Annotated in this window: 19 protein-coding genes; all 19 read right to left on the reverse strand. The window is 36.9% G+C overall.

From position 1 onward, the window contains the following. Positions 1–55: 55 nt before the first annotated feature. The 19 genes from queA to NC797_RS05060 all read right to left on the reverse strand — a co-directional run bounded on the left by queA (position 56) and on the right by NC797_RS05060 (position 14,007). Positions 56–1,084, reverse strand: coding sequence for a tRNA preQ1(34) S-adenosylmethionine ribosyltransferase-isomerase QueA (gene queA, locus NC797_RS04970; protein ID WP_272435638.1), 1,029 nt, complete (start codon positions 1,082–1,084; stop codon positions 56–58). 23 nt (positions 1,085–1,107) lie between these two features. After that, positions 1,108–1,308 carry a DUF2905 domain-containing protein gene (locus tag NC797_RS04975; protein WP_272435639.1) on the reverse strand — a complete coding sequence of 67 codons (201 nt, stop codon included), beginning with the start codon at positions 1,306–1,308 and terminating at the stop codon, positions 1,108–1,110. Then, positions 1,305–2,306: a Holliday junction branch migration DNA helicase RuvB gene (gene ruvB / locus NC797_RS04980; protein WP_272435641.1), complete on the reverse strand. Its 1,002-nt coding sequence runs from the start codon at positions 2,304–2,306 to the stop codon at positions 1,305–1,307. Before ruvB ends, NC797_RS04975 begins: the two co-directional genes overlap by 4 nt. 12 nt (positions 2,307–2,318) lie before the next feature. Next, positions 2,319–2,936, reverse strand: a complete 618-nt coding sequence (gene ruvA, locus NC797_RS04985; protein WP_272435642.1) for a Holliday junction branch migration protein RuvA — start codon at positions 2,934–2,936, stop codon at positions 2,319–2,321. Positions 2,937–3,064: 128 nt separating this feature from the next. Continuing rightward, positions 3,065–3,619 carry a BofC C-terminal domain-containing protein gene (locus NC797_RS04990; protein ID WP_272435643.1) on the reverse strand — a complete coding sequence of 185 codons (555 nt, stop codon included), beginning with the start codon at positions 3,617–3,619 and terminating at the stop codon, positions 3,065–3,067. Between the two features lie 266 nt (positions 3,620–3,885). Beyond that, complete coding sequence (locus NC797_RS04995; protein ID WP_272435644.1) at positions 3,886–4,635, reverse strand: YebC/PmpR family DNA-binding transcriptional regulator; 750 nt, start codon at positions 4,633–4,635, stop codon at positions 3,886–3,888. A gap of 170 nt (positions 4,636–4,805) precedes the next feature. Continuing rightward, on the reverse strand, positions 4,806–5,309 hold the full coding sequence (locus NC797_RS05000; protein ID WP_272435646.1) for a YhcN/YlaJ family sporulation lipoprotein: 504 nt from the start codon (positions 5,307–5,309) through the stop codon (positions 4,806–4,808). A gap of 132 nt (positions 5,310–5,441) precedes the next feature. Beyond that, on the reverse strand, positions 5,442–6,182 hold the full coding sequence (gene nadE, locus NC797_RS05005) for an NAD(+) synthase (RefSeq protein ID WP_272435831.1): 741 nt from the start codon (positions 6,180–6,182) through the stop codon (positions 5,442–5,444). 38 nt (positions 6,183–6,220) lie between these two features. Beyond that, the gene (locus tag NC797_RS05010) at positions 6,221–7,228 is read right to left on the reverse strand and encodes a phosphotransferase (RefSeq protein ID WP_272435647.1); all 1,008 of its coding nucleotides are present in this window, start codon (positions 7,226–7,228) and stop codon (positions 6,221–6,223) included. Beyond that, the gene (locus tag NC797_RS05015) at positions 7,170–8,393 is read right to left on the reverse strand and encodes a LysM peptidoglycan-binding domain-containing protein (RefSeq protein WP_272435649.1); all 1,224 of its coding nucleotides are present in this window, start codon (positions 8,391–8,393) and stop codon (positions 7,170–7,172) included. The genes NC797_RS05010 and NC797_RS05015 overlap by 59 nt, the downstream gene beginning before the upstream one ends. A gap of 646 nt (positions 8,394–9,039) precedes the next feature. Next, positions 9,040–9,321, reverse strand: coding sequence for a type II toxin-antitoxin system RelE/ParE family toxin (locus NC797_RS05020; RefSeq protein ID WP_272435650.1), 282 nt, complete (start codon positions 9,319–9,321; stop codon positions 9,040–9,042). Further along, complete coding sequence (locus tag NC797_RS05025) at positions 9,321–9,590, reverse strand: hypothetical protein (RefSeq protein WP_272435651.1); 270 nt, start codon at positions 9,588–9,590, stop codon at positions 9,321–9,323. The genes NC797_RS05020 and NC797_RS05025 overlap by 1 nt, the downstream gene beginning before the upstream one ends. 617 nt (positions 9,591–10,207) lie before the next feature. Then, positions 10,208–10,405, reverse strand: coding sequence for a hypothetical protein (locus NC797_RS05030; RefSeq protein ID WP_272435652.1), 198 nt, complete (start codon positions 10,403–10,405; stop codon positions 10,208–10,210). A 121-nt stretch (positions 10,406–10,526) separates the two neighbouring features. Beyond that, complete coding sequence (locus NC797_RS05035) at positions 10,527–11,033, reverse strand: hypothetical protein (protein WP_272435653.1); 507 nt, start codon at positions 11,031–11,033, stop codon at positions 10,527–10,529. Positions 11,034–11,109: 76 nt separating this feature from the next. Further along, on the reverse strand, positions 11,110–11,463 hold the full coding sequence (locus NC797_RS05040; RefSeq protein WP_272435654.1) for a DUF3147 family protein: 354 nt from the start codon (positions 11,461–11,463) through the stop codon (positions 11,110–11,112). Continuing rightward, complete coding sequence (locus NC797_RS05045; RefSeq protein ID WP_272435655.1) at positions 11,454–11,867, reverse strand: MarR family winged helix-turn-helix transcriptional regulator; 414 nt, start codon at positions 11,865–11,867, stop codon at positions 11,454–11,456. Before NC797_RS05045 ends, NC797_RS05040 begins: the two co-directional genes overlap by 10 nt. Positions 11,868–11,998: 131 nt before the next feature. Next, positions 11,999–12,289 (reverse strand): hypothetical protein, encoded by a 291-nt coding sequence (locus NC797_RS05050; RefSeq protein ID WP_272435656.1) that lies wholly within the window; start codon positions 12,287–12,289, stop codon positions 11,999–12,001. A 386-nt stretch (positions 12,290–12,675) separates the two neighbouring features. Continuing rightward, a complete protein-coding gene (gene pheA, locus NC797_RS05055; RefSeq protein ID WP_272435657.1) occupies positions 12,676–13,539 on the reverse strand; it encodes a prephenate dehydratase in 864 nt (287 codons plus the stop codon). 18 nt (positions 13,540–13,557) lie between these two features. Next, positions 13,558–14,007 carry an ACT domain-containing protein gene (locus NC797_RS05060; protein ID WP_272435658.1) on the reverse strand — a complete coding sequence of 150 codons (450 nt, stop codon included), beginning with the start codon at positions 14,005–14,007 and terminating at the stop codon, positions 13,558–13,560. Positions 14,008–14,021 lie beyond the last annotated feature (14 nt).

Raw genomic sequence — 14,021 nt, forward strand, 5'->3', positions numbered from 1 at the left:
AACTACGACGCCTCGACCTGCTTGCTTCTTATTTGCCGACTTTTTGAACACGTATTTAAAGAATCAACATGGCGTCGCCGAAACTAAAAAATCGATAACGTTTCGCAACTGCTTCCCGATAAGCCGTTAACACAAAATTCCTTCCAGCAAATGCACTGACAAGCATGATGAGCGTTGATTTTGGTAAATGAAAGTTCGTTATTAAGCCATCTACAGCTTTAAATTGATATGGTGGATAAATAAATATATTTGTCCATCCACTATCTTCCTTAAACACGCCATTATGATCTCTCGCAATCGTTTCTAGCGTTCTGGTTGATGTTGTACCAACAGAAATAATTCGCCCTTTATTCTTTTTTATTCGATTAAGCTGTTCCGCTGTTTCCTTTGACATTTGATAAAATTCTGCATGCATTGTATGTTCTTCGATAGCGTCAACACTTACTGGCCGAAATGTGCCAAGACCTACATGTAACGTAATATAGGCGATCTCTATCCCTTTTTTCTCCATATCATTTAATAATTCCTTTGTAAAATGAAGGCCTGCTGTTGGGGCAGCTGCTGACCCTTCTTCTTTAGCATAAACTGTTTGATATCTTTCTCGATCAGGCAGTTGTTCCTTAATATAGGGAGGAAGTGGCATTTCTCCTAACTGATCAAGAACCTCCATAAAAATACCCTCATATTCAAACCGAAGCACGCGGCCGCCGTGCTCCATTTCCTCTACACAAGTTGCTCGTAACTTTCCATTACCGAAAGAGAGAGTTGTATTTTCTTTTACCTTTTTGGCAGGTTTTACAAGCACTTCCCAATCATCCTGTTGCAGTTGCTTCAACAGTAATACTTCTACCTTTGCACCCGTATCCTCTTTTAGTCCATATAGCCTAGCAGGAAAGACTCGTGTATCATTTAACACAATACAGTCCCCTTCATCCAGATAATCCAGGATATCAAAAAAATGCCTGTGCTCGATTTCAGCCTTATCCCGCTGCATCACAAGCATTCGTGATGTTTCCCTGTTGAGTAAAGGTGTTTGAGCGATTAGTTCTTCTGGTAGATCAAAATCAAAATCGTCAATATTCATATGCACCGATCTCCTTACGCATTTTAACGGAATTTTCCGATCACATAAAATAGTAGTGAAAGAATGATACTAACAACAATAGATGTCATAATCGGAAAATAGAATGTGAAATTACCTTTTTTAATGCTAATATCACCTGGAAGTTTACCAATAATACCCCAGATCAGGCCAATGATAATAAACACAACCCCTATTAAGATAAAGATTTTTCCGAATCCGGTCAACCTTTTGGCACCTCCCGTTTAAAATGTTTATATGCTTTAGGTGTGAGCATTCTACCTCTTGGTGTACGTTGAATAAAACCAATTTGTAATAAAAAAGGTTCATAAACATCTTCAATGGTTTGCGATTCCTCACCAATGGTGGCTGCAATCGTGTCTAAGCCAACAGGACCTCCATTAAAGCCATCCATTATGTTTAGTAATAGCTTATGATCAATATGATCCAGACCTGCCGCATCAACCTGAAGCATTTGTAGTGCCTGTTGGGTGGTTTCTTTTGAAATTTCACTTTCTCCCTTAACCTGTGAAATGTCCCGAACACGCTTTAACAAACGATTTGCAATTCTAGGTGTCCCCCTTGATCTTCGGGCAATCTCTATTGCAGCATCCTTTTGAATAGGAGCCGCAAAAATCTCAGCAGTTCTTTCGACAATGGAACAAAGATCTTCCACTTGATAAAACTCCAGTCTGCTCAACACACCAAACCTATCCCTTAGTGGCGCTGACAAAAGCCCTGCCCTTGTTGTTGCACCAACTAATGTAAATGGAGGAAGATCTAGCCGAACCGAGCGTGCACTTGGTCCAGATCCAATCACAATATCAAGAAAAAAGTCCTCCATCGCAGGATATAGTACTTCTTCAACGGTCCTAGGAAGACGATGAATCTCATCAATAAATAAAACATCTCCAGCCTCTAAAGAAGAAAGGATGGCTGCTAAATCGCCAGCACGTTCGATAGCTGGTCCAGAAGTGGAACGAAATTGAACCCCAAGCTCATTTGCGATAATGGAAGCTAACGTCGTTTTCCCAAGACCTGGAGGCCCATATAACAAGACATGATCCAATGGTTCGTTTCTCATTTTTGCCGCTTCAATAAAAATGCTTAAATTTTCCTTTACTTTTTGTTGTCCAATGTATTGTTTTAATGATGTTGGACGAAGACTGTACTCAACTGTTTGATCTTCTTCCTGAACATCACTAGAAATCATTCGCTCCTCCACGCGATCACCTCTTTACCCCTTTTGCATCATTAGTGCAAGTCCTTTGCGTACAAATTCATCGGTATTGGCATGCTGCTCTTTTTTCAGTATCGGCAAAATTGGCTTCAGTTCCTTGTCTGAATAACCAAGAGCTTTCATTGCTTCCACCGCATCTTCTATTGCAACACTTTTGTCTAATTCTAATGGATGCGTCTCTTCATTTCCCTCAACAATGCTTTCAGTTGTATCAACGAAAGGTAGCTTACCTTTTAAATCTAACATCATTTGGCGTGCTGTTTTTTTTCCGACCCCAGAAAAGCTTGTTAAATATTGTTCATCTTCTCGTTCAATCGCTGCAACAAAATCTCCAACCTTTGCTGTGCTTAATATGGACAAAGCACCTTTTGGACCAATACCTGATACATTTAGTATTTTTGAAAATAAGGCTTTTTCTTCCGTTTTCTTAAATCCATACAATATTTGTGCATCTTCTCGTACATAATGAAAGGTATATATTTTTACTTCGCTTCCAATTTCCCCTTGAAACACAAATGGATTTGGACAAAATATTTGATAACCAATCCCATGTGATTCTACAATCACCGCTTGGTCTTCGATATGAATTAACGTCCCTTTTATGTATGCTATCATACGATTTCTCCTCTATCACGTTTTTCCTATTTTTCATTCTACCACACAATCGTATGTTCGTGTAGAAAGAAGAGAAACTCTACGTGCTTAAAGTACAAAAAAAGCCTCAATTCATATGAGGCTTTTTGTTAACTAGTAACAGATCTTGAAGGTGACATCCCCCTAAAGGCTTCGAGCACATATTGATAGACATCTTTAGAGTCAATTTTAATACCATTATTTAACTGTTGCAATTGATAAGTCTCTAATTTTTTTGTATCAATATGATAAAATGTCTGAATTACTTGTTCGTCCATTGGTCGCCCTTCAAAAATGGTAAGCTGTCCGTTTTGCAAACCAAAGTAGCCATTTTCCTTTAAATAAGGGGAAATATCACGAATTTCTTTTCGGAAAGTAACTTCACCTTTCCCTTGATTCACTACTTCCCAACCATCATAAAACGCCCAAAAATCCTGCATTGCCCAAATTGTCTCCGTATGGGAAGTTTCCTCTATCTTTCCATCAATATATTGCTTTTGAAGGATGACACTAAGTTTTAATGGATCCTTTAATACAGCCTCCTCTTTAGCGGCTAATTCTTTATCCGTACTTCCACCTTCTATTGGATAAGCAAGCCCTACCATTCCTACAAAACCTACTCCCAGTATAAATGTAAAAGTAAACAGTATTAACTTACGCTTCATTTAGTTTCCCACCTTTTGTAAATACAATTATTCCTATTTTAGTTATCACCAGAAACAGGAATTTTATCCATTCTTCATTTATTTTTTAGGTGGGAGAAAATACGCATTTAAAGAGGTTGTTCAAAAAGTCACCAAATGATAAGCGGCGCATCTCTTCGTTGGCTTGTTTTTCCGTTACTCACGTATTAAAAGCATACGCTCCGTTACTCAAAACAGCGCCGCCTCGACCTGCTTGCTTCTAATTTGCCGACTTTTTGAATACGTATTTAAAGCTGATCTAATAATTCGTCATCAACGTCCATATTATGGTAAACATCCTGAACATCTTCTATATTTTCTAGCATTTCCACTAGGTTAAGCATACTTTTTGCTTCTTCTTCATTTAATTGTGTGTATGTTTCTGGAATCATCGTTACCTCGGCTGTTTCTAACACATAGCCGTTTTCCTCTAGTTGTTTTCTTACCTCATTAAACTTTTCTGGTTCCGTATAAATTTCATATGCTTCATTCGAAGTCTCCATTTCTTCAGCGCCAGCCTCGATTGCCTCAAGCATGATTTCATCTTCATCTGCTGCAGTTTGAACCCGATCTATGACGATGTACCCTTTTCGGCTAAACATAAATGCTACACAACCATTTTCACCAAGGTTTCCACCGTTTTTACTAAAAGCATGCCGAACTTCCGCTGCTGCACGGTTTTTATTATCGGTTACAATCTGAACCATGACAGCCGTTCCTCCTGGGCCATATCCTTCATAGATCAATTCCTCATAACTAACACCGTCAAGGTTACCAGTTGCTTTTTTAATTGCTCGATCTATGTTTTCATTAGGCATATTATTTATTTTCGCTTTATCTACTGCAAGTCGTAAAGAAGGGTTCATATCGGGATCCCCTCCACCTTCCTTTGCAGCAATGAAAATATCTTTGGCAAGCTTCATAAAAATTTTACCGCGTTTCGAATCTTGTGCATTCTTTCGTCTCTGAATGTTTTTCCACTTAGAATGGCCAGCCATTGGACATTCTCCTCTCTCCATTTTTACGTTTACTATATCATAAAAAGGAACATAAGTAGAAGAAATCCCCAAAACACGTTCAATGTGTGATGGGGATTTCTACTTGTTACTTACCTGTACCAAATAATTTGTCTATATTCGTTTGGGTCTTAGCGGTGTGTCTGCTTGTTTTACCGAGAATTTAGGTTTCGGATCTTGTTCCAATAAACGTCTTCCGTGAAAACCTCGATTTCTCTGTTTGGCACTATTTTCTCCACTATGCTCTTAATCTCATCTTCTACATCAAGGTTGCCTTCTTGGTGTAACATGACTGCCACTATCACTTTTTCATCTGTCACGAATGCCTGTGTCAACTTGACTTCTTCTAATTTGTTAATTTCTCGAATAACAGCTGCAGACTCTTCATTATAAAAACGGTCTTCATAATCTTGGCCATCTGGCTTGTCGATATCCTTTAAATAGCCATCCAAGTCTCCGCCTCTTTCATAATCATCGTCTTTCTTCGTAGCCTTTTCTTGATCATCATCCGCTACCTGTTGCTGATCGTAACGAATCATTTCCGTTAAATCTTCTTGCTGCTGATTTTGTTGCGGTTGTGCTTCTTCAGCATCATTACATCCGACCATAAACAAAGATAGGGATGTGAAAATAGGAAAGAGCCATTTTTTTCTCATTAAAAAAACCTCCCCTTACCCATTAGAATGAGTAAGGGAAGGTTTTTTATACTATTGGAAAGTGTTTCTATCAAGGAATCCTAGAAGAAAATCTAACGCTGTCTTCCTGGATTTTATCATTACTCGACATTTCTAAAATTTTGGCGGACCAGAAGCAATCTGTCTTTTGTGCTCTGAATTCTGGTGCATACGTTCAATAATTTCACGATCCTTTTGCGGTATTTCTCCGCCTCTTAGAAAAGTGTCGATTGTATTATACGTTGTTCCCATTTCATTTTCATCGGTTTGGCCTTCCCATAGACCAGCACTGGGCTTTTTCTGAATAATTTGTAACGGGACGCCCAAATATTCCGCCATTTCTCGTACTTCACCTTTTGTTTGGTGGACAAGCGGAACTAAGTCAACCCCTCCATCCCCATATTTTGTAAAATAACCCGTGTAAAATTCTGCTGCATTATCTGTGCCAACAACAAGATATTGGTGATTAGCTGCAATTGCATAAAGTGTACTCATTCTTAACCTAGCCCTCAAGTTTGCGTCTGCAAGCTTTAGTTGATCATCATTTAACCTTCCACTTTCTATTAATTGGTGGCGAATCGTTGAAAACATAATATCATGCGTTTCTGTTAAGTCCACTGTTAATTTATCGATACCACAGCTTTCTACCACACTTTCGGCATCTTTTTTATCATCTGGATTACTTTTGCATGGCATAATTACACCTAAAGATGCATCAGGTGCAGAACGTTTTATCAAATGCGCAACAACAGCAGAGTCAATTCCACCACTAATACCAACAATGAAACCTTTCATGCCTGTTTCCTTAAGTTTTTCCCTTAGCCATTGGACAAGTTGATCCACTTTTTCCTGCATTGCTGTATCGTCACCTTCCATTTTATTAATAATTATCATCATAGCACAGAGTTTACATCATCGACAAATATCTTCCGCTTTTCCCATGTTTTCTGTAATTTCATTAAGTATTGTTCGATTTTTTTATGATGGTTCTGCTGCAAAAAATGCCACCATTCACGAATGATGTCTGATGGAATGGCAATACCAAGTAACCATGCATCTTTAGGGATATTTATTTCCGAAAAATAAGCTTCTAATCGGTCTAGCTTCCAATCAAGAAATGGTAAAAACCTTTGTCCCAATTGGATCCAGTCATATAAATGCGGGGATAATGATAGTAAGTCAAAATCGATCAAACGGATCATGTTATTTGCATCCCGCCTAAAATTGTGGGAAGCAACATCACCATGTGTCCACATCCATTGATCAATAGCATTCTGCTCAATTTTGTTCCAATTCAGTTTTGTAAATCGATCAAGCAGCAATTCATATAACACATTGAGCTCAGAATATAGATGATCATATCCATATTTCTCAAAAATTCTTTTGGTTCGTTTCCATTTTTGCAGTCGATGTTCTAACTTTTCATATAACGGTTGTTTTAATAATGGAGAATATATGGAGATTCCCTTTGTTTCTGTATGAAATTTATCCAGATACTGAACAGCATCCCTTCGATCTTTTTCATCTGAAAAGGTCAAAGATTTCCCTGGTACATATGGAGCGAGTGTCCAGTAATAATGGTCGCCATATAATATCCGCCCCTGATTAGGGAACGAAGTAAAAGGTACGATGGTAGTGGTACTAATTTCATCAAATAGCTTCCACTGTTGTTCAATTATAGCTAATGACTTATATTGTTTTAGGATATAAGCTGCCCCATTTCGTTGTTTTACATAGTAAACGCCCTTTTTGATACTATCAATTTGCTCTACCTGTAGTCCTCCGTGCGTATATAAAAAGGAAGAGAGACGACCCACATTGGTACCGTCTCTTAATCCACCTTTATTCACTTCCTTCTCCACTCTCATCACTACGATTAAAGCCTGGATTATTATACCCATAACCTCCTGAAACAGGTGGAATAGGATAGCCTGGATAGGCTTGGTTTGGTGCAACTGGCTGATTTGGAGTACCACCTGGATAGCCTGGATAGGCTTGGTTTGGTACAACCGGTTGATTAGGAGTGCCACCTGGATAGCCTGGATAGGCCTGGTTTGGTGCAACTGGCTGATTTGGAGTGCCACCTTGATAGCCTGGATAGGCTTGGTTTGGTACAACCGGCTGATTAAGAGTGCCACCTGGATAGCCTGGATATGCCGGCTTTGGTGCAACTGGCTGGTTAGGGACACCACCTTGAGGTCTAGGAACAAATGTTTGATATCCTGGTTGACCATACGGTGAAACAGCTCCATATGGCGGATAAGTTACATTATTTCCAGATCCACAACCACAGTTTTGTTTCTTAGGTGTGCCGGCTAAGTGATATGGCAACTGTGGTATTTCAACAGAAGAAGAGGATTCCATCCAGTTTTCTCCATATTCTTCATGTACCGGTTGATGATAGGATTGCTGTGGTGATACGTGCTGTGGAGGTAAAGGTGCATGTGATCCAACACCATATTGCCCTACTGGTTGAGCTGGATATCCAGCTGGTTCACCTTGCACCCATGGCATCCCATTTGGTACACCTTGAAAAGGAGTTGGAGCTCCACCATACGGAGCAGGCACCTGATGATGTGTTGCATTTTCAGGACCAAAGCTCATTTTTTTATCTCCATATCCTTTTTTATCCATTGGAAATCCAGGCATTGTGGGAGCCTTCCAATTGTCTTTTGCATTCCCTGGCTCCTGATCGAATTTTTGATCATTTATGCCTTTTAATGGATCCACTGGAATTTTATTATTTAATGGTTTTACTGTGTCATCTTCTTTCATAACAGGCATGGCTTTTGGAGATGTATCCTTATATGGATGTTCTGTTGGATACTGTATTATTTCTTTTGGCATTGGCACCTCTTTAGGTTCTTCCTTTTTCTTCATAGGAGCAGTAGCTGACTCTTTCCTTACTTGCTTTGAACTTGATGGAATTCTTATTTTCATCCCCGGCATGATCATGTCTGGATTGGAAAGATGCGTATTCATTTCTTTTAATTCATCAAAAACAACATCGTGCCTCTGTGCAATTTCCTGCAATGTTTCACCTTTTTGAGCGACATGAATCTTCAATACTGAAACTCCCTTCTATAGATAAACTTTTCTAAGCTTAGAACAGGTCAATTCCATAACAACATATGCGATTGCCCCAAAAAGGTTGAATAAAATTTTTATTTTAAGTGGATGTTCAAACTGAAAAATAAAGATAATTATACGCATCTCTATCATTGGTGTACGGATTCACACCATAAAAATTCTACACAAAAAAACAACCCCTATAAAAAATAACGGGTTCCTTTTAAGGGTGCAAAACAGTAAATAACGATATAAATAGGATACGAAATCACATACGATTTCCCACCCTTATTTTTGTTGAATATATCAATATCAATATTTTTGGCATTTTGGCGATTAAAATAGCACGATAAATAGCAATGTTTTTAGCAGAGTGAGAGTGAATATTCTCAATCTGTTATTTAATATGATAAAGCGCCAGTTATTTACAAGTAAAAATCAAAAAAGACTCAGTTCTGTTTTTTAGAACCAAGCCTCATTTAATTTAGTTATTCCATATGTCGAATCTTTAACAAAAGCCCCCGTTAGCTTAAGTGTAAACCTTCACAAACCATCATCTTTTACAAATAGTTGACAATAAATTTTCATAAGAAAAGACCATAACTAATTGTAACGGTCAAATGAGTTCATGTATAAGGTTTATTTAGTTTTCACCTGGAAAAAGGATAGCTAAAATAACAACATCATTCTCAATCAACTTATAATAAACTCTAAACCTTTTAATAACTACCCTAGTAACCTTTTTATATTTGCCGAATTCTTCAGTGTATGTTTTTCCAATTATACGATTCTTTAATAGATTTTCGGTTTCGATGATAAACTGAGAGATAAAATCGAGAGTCTCTTCAGGTGTAAACCTTTCACTCCTAAACAGAGTAAGTTTTTCCTTAACAACAGGGGACCAAATAACATTTCGGTCATACATTACATAAAGTCCTTTTTAGACAGAGAATTTAATAATTCTGAAGTAGACATTCCACGTCCATTTTCATACTGCTCCTGACTTTCTTTTAACATACGTTTAAGTTCAGGATTTCCATCAGCTTCAAACTGTATAGATTTTTCATCATCTTCTTCTTGTAAAACAAGTGTAAATTTTCCTTTGCCAGGAATCGAAAACTGGAATACAGAGTTATCACTATTCATATTCTCAATATATTTCATAAGCTCTTCTGAAGATTGAATTTTTCCCATACTAATTAATCACCACCGATATCCTTTATCTTATAATATCATAACAAATCATATATGTAATGAATCAAAAATACTTATTGTAGTTATGCCACCCTTTACTTTAAGAGGAAACTAAACCGAATAACCTTAAAACAGAATACAAAGTAAATCCAACACCTACAAATATAATGATAAATCGTATCAACCAAGGGAATTTACGAGGTGGGAGGTGGGAAAAATGCTATAATACCAACTGCTAAAAACAAAAACCCAATAATAAAACTAATTAAAATCTCCAACAAACTCACTTCCCTAATAAATCTTATATTTATTTACGATTACCAATTCAAATCCCTTTCCAATTATCCTGCGCCGTTAATGAAAAAGCGTTCCTGCCTTATTACAGAAACGTCAGCAATAGGTAAGCATTTGAAGTTATCTCCAGCTTTTGCCCTGCTCCACACGGAATGTGACAGTTTCCCGTCGTTCCGCGTTCCATCTAACGCTATGTACTTTAGACTATAAGTTCCTCGTTACCCTTAAACAAGATGGTGCCTACCACTCTACTTGTTAAGAGCTCGCACTGCGAAAAACCTCGCATTCCTACCCGATCGGTGCGATGAACGCTTGGAAAATAATCATTCCATTTCGCTAGACTTGGGGCTGTTCATTTTCCTCCAAATCACTGATGCAATCAGAAGTATCACACCAACCGAAGCCCCAATAATTTGGTCTAATAGAAGTTCACCCGTTCTGAAATAACGAATAGTAAAAGTTCCTCCAAAAATAGCTATTGTAGTAATTGCTAATTGAATAAGATATGAGTTAATTTTCATCGAATACCTCCAATCTATATAATCCCATCTTAACATTTCATACTACACTTTTTATTTTTCACTTTATTAAATTATCCTGCCACGTTAGTTCAATAAGAATAGGTTTTGTTGAAGAAAACATTTATTTAGCTGTCTCATCTACTCCATCTGTGGAAAAATCTTTACCAAAGTTTCTTATGAAATCCGAGTAAATAACCTTTTCTTTCTCATTAAGTAAGTTAACTTTTACAGAATCATTTTGCTCTATTGTTTCCTTTAATTTAATTTCTTCTATCTCTCCAGCAATTCTATAAGTATGCCCTGCTTGAAACTCTGAATTAGCTTCTATCGAGTACAAAGCACCTAATTTATCAACCCCCATACTTTCACCTACGATAAATTTATTCTTCTCTACAATGGAGCTTAGCCACTCATCTTCTATCTCAAATTCTACATAAAATGGAACCGATTCTTTATTAGAATTGTTCTCCATTATTACTGCAAATGTAAGTGCTTTTCCTCCTTCTCCATCAGGAATAAGAGCAATTTTGCTGTTATCAGATATCGAAATAGTTCTTGAAGTTGAACACCCTGAAACAAATAAAATAGTAGCTAGGCCTATTAAACACACTAATTTCTTAACGTTCACAAACTCCCTCCTCAATTACTATTCAACTATCTATCTCCCCTAATATTACTAATTTCTTATGAATAAACCTGCCCGTTTAGTTAAAGAGTGATAATTTCAATGTCTTAAATAAAAAATCTTGTATAAATAAAAATAATATCCATCCACCTATACCATATCCTATGGATATAAACAATGGAATTGAATTCTTTAATAAAATATATACAATTAAAAGCAATATAGCAGTGGCAGGAAATCCCCATAGGACACCTAACGCAAACTTACTTAAAGTGTTACTTTGTTCACCCTGAAAATATAGCCAGATTATGCTGAGCAAACTTACTAATGGTAAAGCTGCAACTACACCACCATATGTCGGAAACCTCCTAGCTACTTCCGTCACAATTCCTATTACAATTGCGGAGATAACTATTTTCATTATTACATACATTTCTTAACACCTTCACTTAATGTTCTAAAACCTTGTTCTATCATTTGTCTATCTTTTGAGCTAAATTGATTTAATACTTTTTTTAACTTTTCTTCATCAAGACTGGTGTTACGATATAGAACATCCTTCCCCGTATCTGTCAAACAAAGGATAACCTTCCTTTCATCTGATAAATCTCTTTGCTTTTGAAGATAACCTTTTTGTATTATTCTTTTCACATTTTCTGATGCAGTGTTATGAGAAACATTCAGATAGGTAGCCACTTCACCAATGCCTATACCGTTATTTTTTTCTATATGTTGAAGTATCCTAATAACCTGGTGAGTAATTTTTTCCTTATGAGGCAAATGTAAATGGTAATAAATTTCTGTCCAATAATAATTTATTTCTGATACGTTATACATAATTAACCTCCATTATATCCAACCACAAGATTATATCTATATATACGATACATATTACATAGTAAATTCTACTTTTCAAGTACGGAGTAGTATTTACTATTATTATTTATTTTGTTTAAGCACCCTTTAGTTTAATTTCCTTCTAATTCTTCATAAAATTGTTCTACTTCGTTTAGAGAGTTTGACTGTATTTCAATACCATTTTTCGAAACTACAAGATAGAAAGGATAACTTTCTGCATCAAAAGTTTCCAAGTAATTTGCCTTATATTCACCATCAATAGCTCGAAAAATTTGTGTACCCGTCCAATTCTCATATTTATTATAATTCCAAAGAACATCAACTTCTTTTGGAATTGGGTTCTTTTCAATAAAAACGTGAATTCTATAACCCTCTCCTGCAAATTTCTTAAAATCATTCAAATATTCTTCTTTTGAAACTTCGTGGGTTTTATATTGGGAACACCCTACTAACACAATAATGGTTAAAACAGTTAATAAAACAATACTTATTTTTTTTGCAAAAAATCCCCCCCTCTTCCTATTTTACCTTACCATAAAAACCCATTTTATTGTTGCACTATCCTGCCATGTTAGTTAAATAACGAACATAATTCATCTATTTATACTATACAATCACTTGTTGGATATTCCAAGAAATCTTCTATTCACAACAAAAATAGCAGAAGCTAATTCTACTACGAATTGCCCTGCTATTTTTGTTGTGAATCTTTCTGTGATTTGCATTGTTTTCCTCTTATTTGCACCTCAAAAGAAAACCCGTTACTATAAAAAGAGATTGTCTTGTCTTAAGATGGGTTAACATGATAGGTTGGATAAGTTCCGAGTATTTCCACCTTACACCCTAGTGCCTCCATCTCCGCCTGTACCCCTGGAAAGAGAACATGATCATAAGGTTGATTCACATCAATAATGAAAAAATAATTACCAAGTCCCGTTTTCATTGGCCGCGATTCAATTTTAGAAAGGTTCATTTTTCTCCAGGCAAATGCCGAAAGCACTTGATGCAACGCACCTGCATAATCGCTAGGCAATGTAATCATTAATGATGTTTTGTACGCTTCTTCGGGTAAAGTTACGCTAATTGGTTCTGTTCTTTTCGATAGTACTGCAAAGCGAGTATGATTATTAGCGTAATCATGAATACTTTCCTCATAAATGTTTAAGTCATATGTTTTTGCTGCGAGGTGGTTACCAATTGCTGCAATATTAGCAGACGAGGCGGCAACCACTTCGGCAGCTCTTCCTGTTGATGATTCAAAGTGGATTCCCGCATTGGGCATGTTTTTGTGTATGTATTGGTGACATTGCGCAATCGCATGACTATGCGAATGAATCTGTTCAATGTCTTCTAACGTACCCGTAAAATCCTTTCGAACTAATAAATGCTGCTTAATTGGTACTACAATTTCTGCAACAATTGGTAGTCTAACTTGGTGTATTAAATAATCGATCGTTAAATGAACCGTTCCTTCAATTGCATTTTCAAGTGGAACCACTCCAATTTGAATTTCATCGGCAGCAACAGCATCAATACACTCAGGTATCGTACTAAAGCTGCGTTTGTCTCCTCCATTAAATAGTCCATCAACCGCCATTTTTGTGAATGTTCCTTTTGGACCTAAATATCCTATTGTTTTTGTTTGTGACACGCTGTCACTTCCCCCTATCTATGCACCTGAACTTAATATTTCTACTCGATCAACAAAGTCTAATCGTTTTAGTTGCTGAATTAATAACTCAATGTCTTGCTTCATGGCAGAGGTGTTGAGAGAAATGGTCACATTCGCTTTTCCATGAAGTGGAATGGTTTGGTGTATCGTTAAAATATTTCCTCCTGCCTTAGCCACAATAGCTAGCAAATTGGATAGTGTACCTGATCGATCCTCTAAATGAAAAAATAAAGTGATGATCCTTTCCTTTACCATCGCTTGAAAAGGGAAAACCGCATCACGGTATTTATAAAAAGCACTTCTTGATAAGTCAACTTGCTTTACCGCATCATAGACCGAATTCACCTTCCCTCTTTCAATTAAAGCTTTAACCTCTATCGTTTTTTTCATCGCTTCAGGCAAAATATCGGATCGAACCAAATAAAATTTGTCCTCTTCATAGACCATCACCCCATCCCCCT

This window comes from Terrihalobacillus insolitus, assembly GCF_028416575.1.
In the GTDB taxonomy this organism is placed as follows: Bacteria; Bacillota; Bacilli; order Bacillales; family Amphibacillaceae; genus Terrihalobacillus; species Terrihalobacillus insolitus.

Bases quoted from the DNA above. Each gene is read 5' to 3' on its own strand.
- queA (WP_272435638.1), bottom strand. From the start codon at position 1,084: ATGAATATTGACGATTTTGATTTTGATCTACCAGAAGAACTAATCGCT.
- ruvA (WP_272435642.1), bottom strand. From the start codon at position 2,936: ATGATAGCATACATAAAAGGGACGTTAATTCATATCGAAGACCAAGCG.
- NC797_RS04990 (WP_272435643.1), bottom strand. From the start codon at position 3,619: ATGAAGCGTAAGTTAATACTGTTTACTTTTACATTTATACTGGGAGTA.
- NC797_RS04995 (WP_272435644.1), bottom strand. From the start codon at position 4,635: ATGGCTGGCCATTCTAAGTGGAAAAACATTCAGAGACGAAAGAATGCA.
- NC797_RS05000 (WP_272435646.1), bottom strand. From the start codon at position 5,309: ATGAGAAAAAAATGGCTCTTTCCTATTTTCACATCCCTATCTTTGTTT.
- nadE (WP_272435831.1), bottom strand. From the start codon at position 6,182: ATGCAGGAAAAAGTGGATCAACTTGTCCAATGGCTAAGGGAAAAACTT.
- NC797_RS05010 (WP_272435647.1), bottom strand. From the start codon at position 7,228: ATGGGTATAATAATCCAGGCTTTAATCGTAGTGATGAGAGTGGAGAAG.
- NC797_RS05020 (WP_272435650.1), bottom strand. From the start codon at position 9,321: ATGTATGACCGAAATGTTATTTGGTCCCCTGTTGTTAAGGAAAAACTT.
- NC797_RS05025 (WP_272435651.1), bottom strand. From the start codon at position 9,590: ATGGGAAAAATTCAATCTTCAGAAGAGCTTATGAAATATATTGAGAAT.
- NC797_RS05030 (WP_272435652.1), bottom strand. From the start codon at position 10,405: ATGAAAATTAACTCATATCTTATTCAATTAGCAATTACTACAATAGCT.
- NC797_RS05040 (WP_272435654.1), bottom strand. From the start codon at position 11,463: ATGTATGTAATAATGAAAATAGTTATCTCCGCAATTGTAATAGGAATT.
- NC797_RS05045 (WP_272435655.1), bottom strand. From the start codon at position 11,867: ATGTATAACGTATCAGAAATAAATTATTATTGGACAGAAATTTATTAC.
- NC797_RS05060 (WP_272435658.1), bottom strand. From the start codon at position 14,007: ATGGTCTATGAAGAGGACAAATTTTATTTGGTTCGATCCGATATTTTG.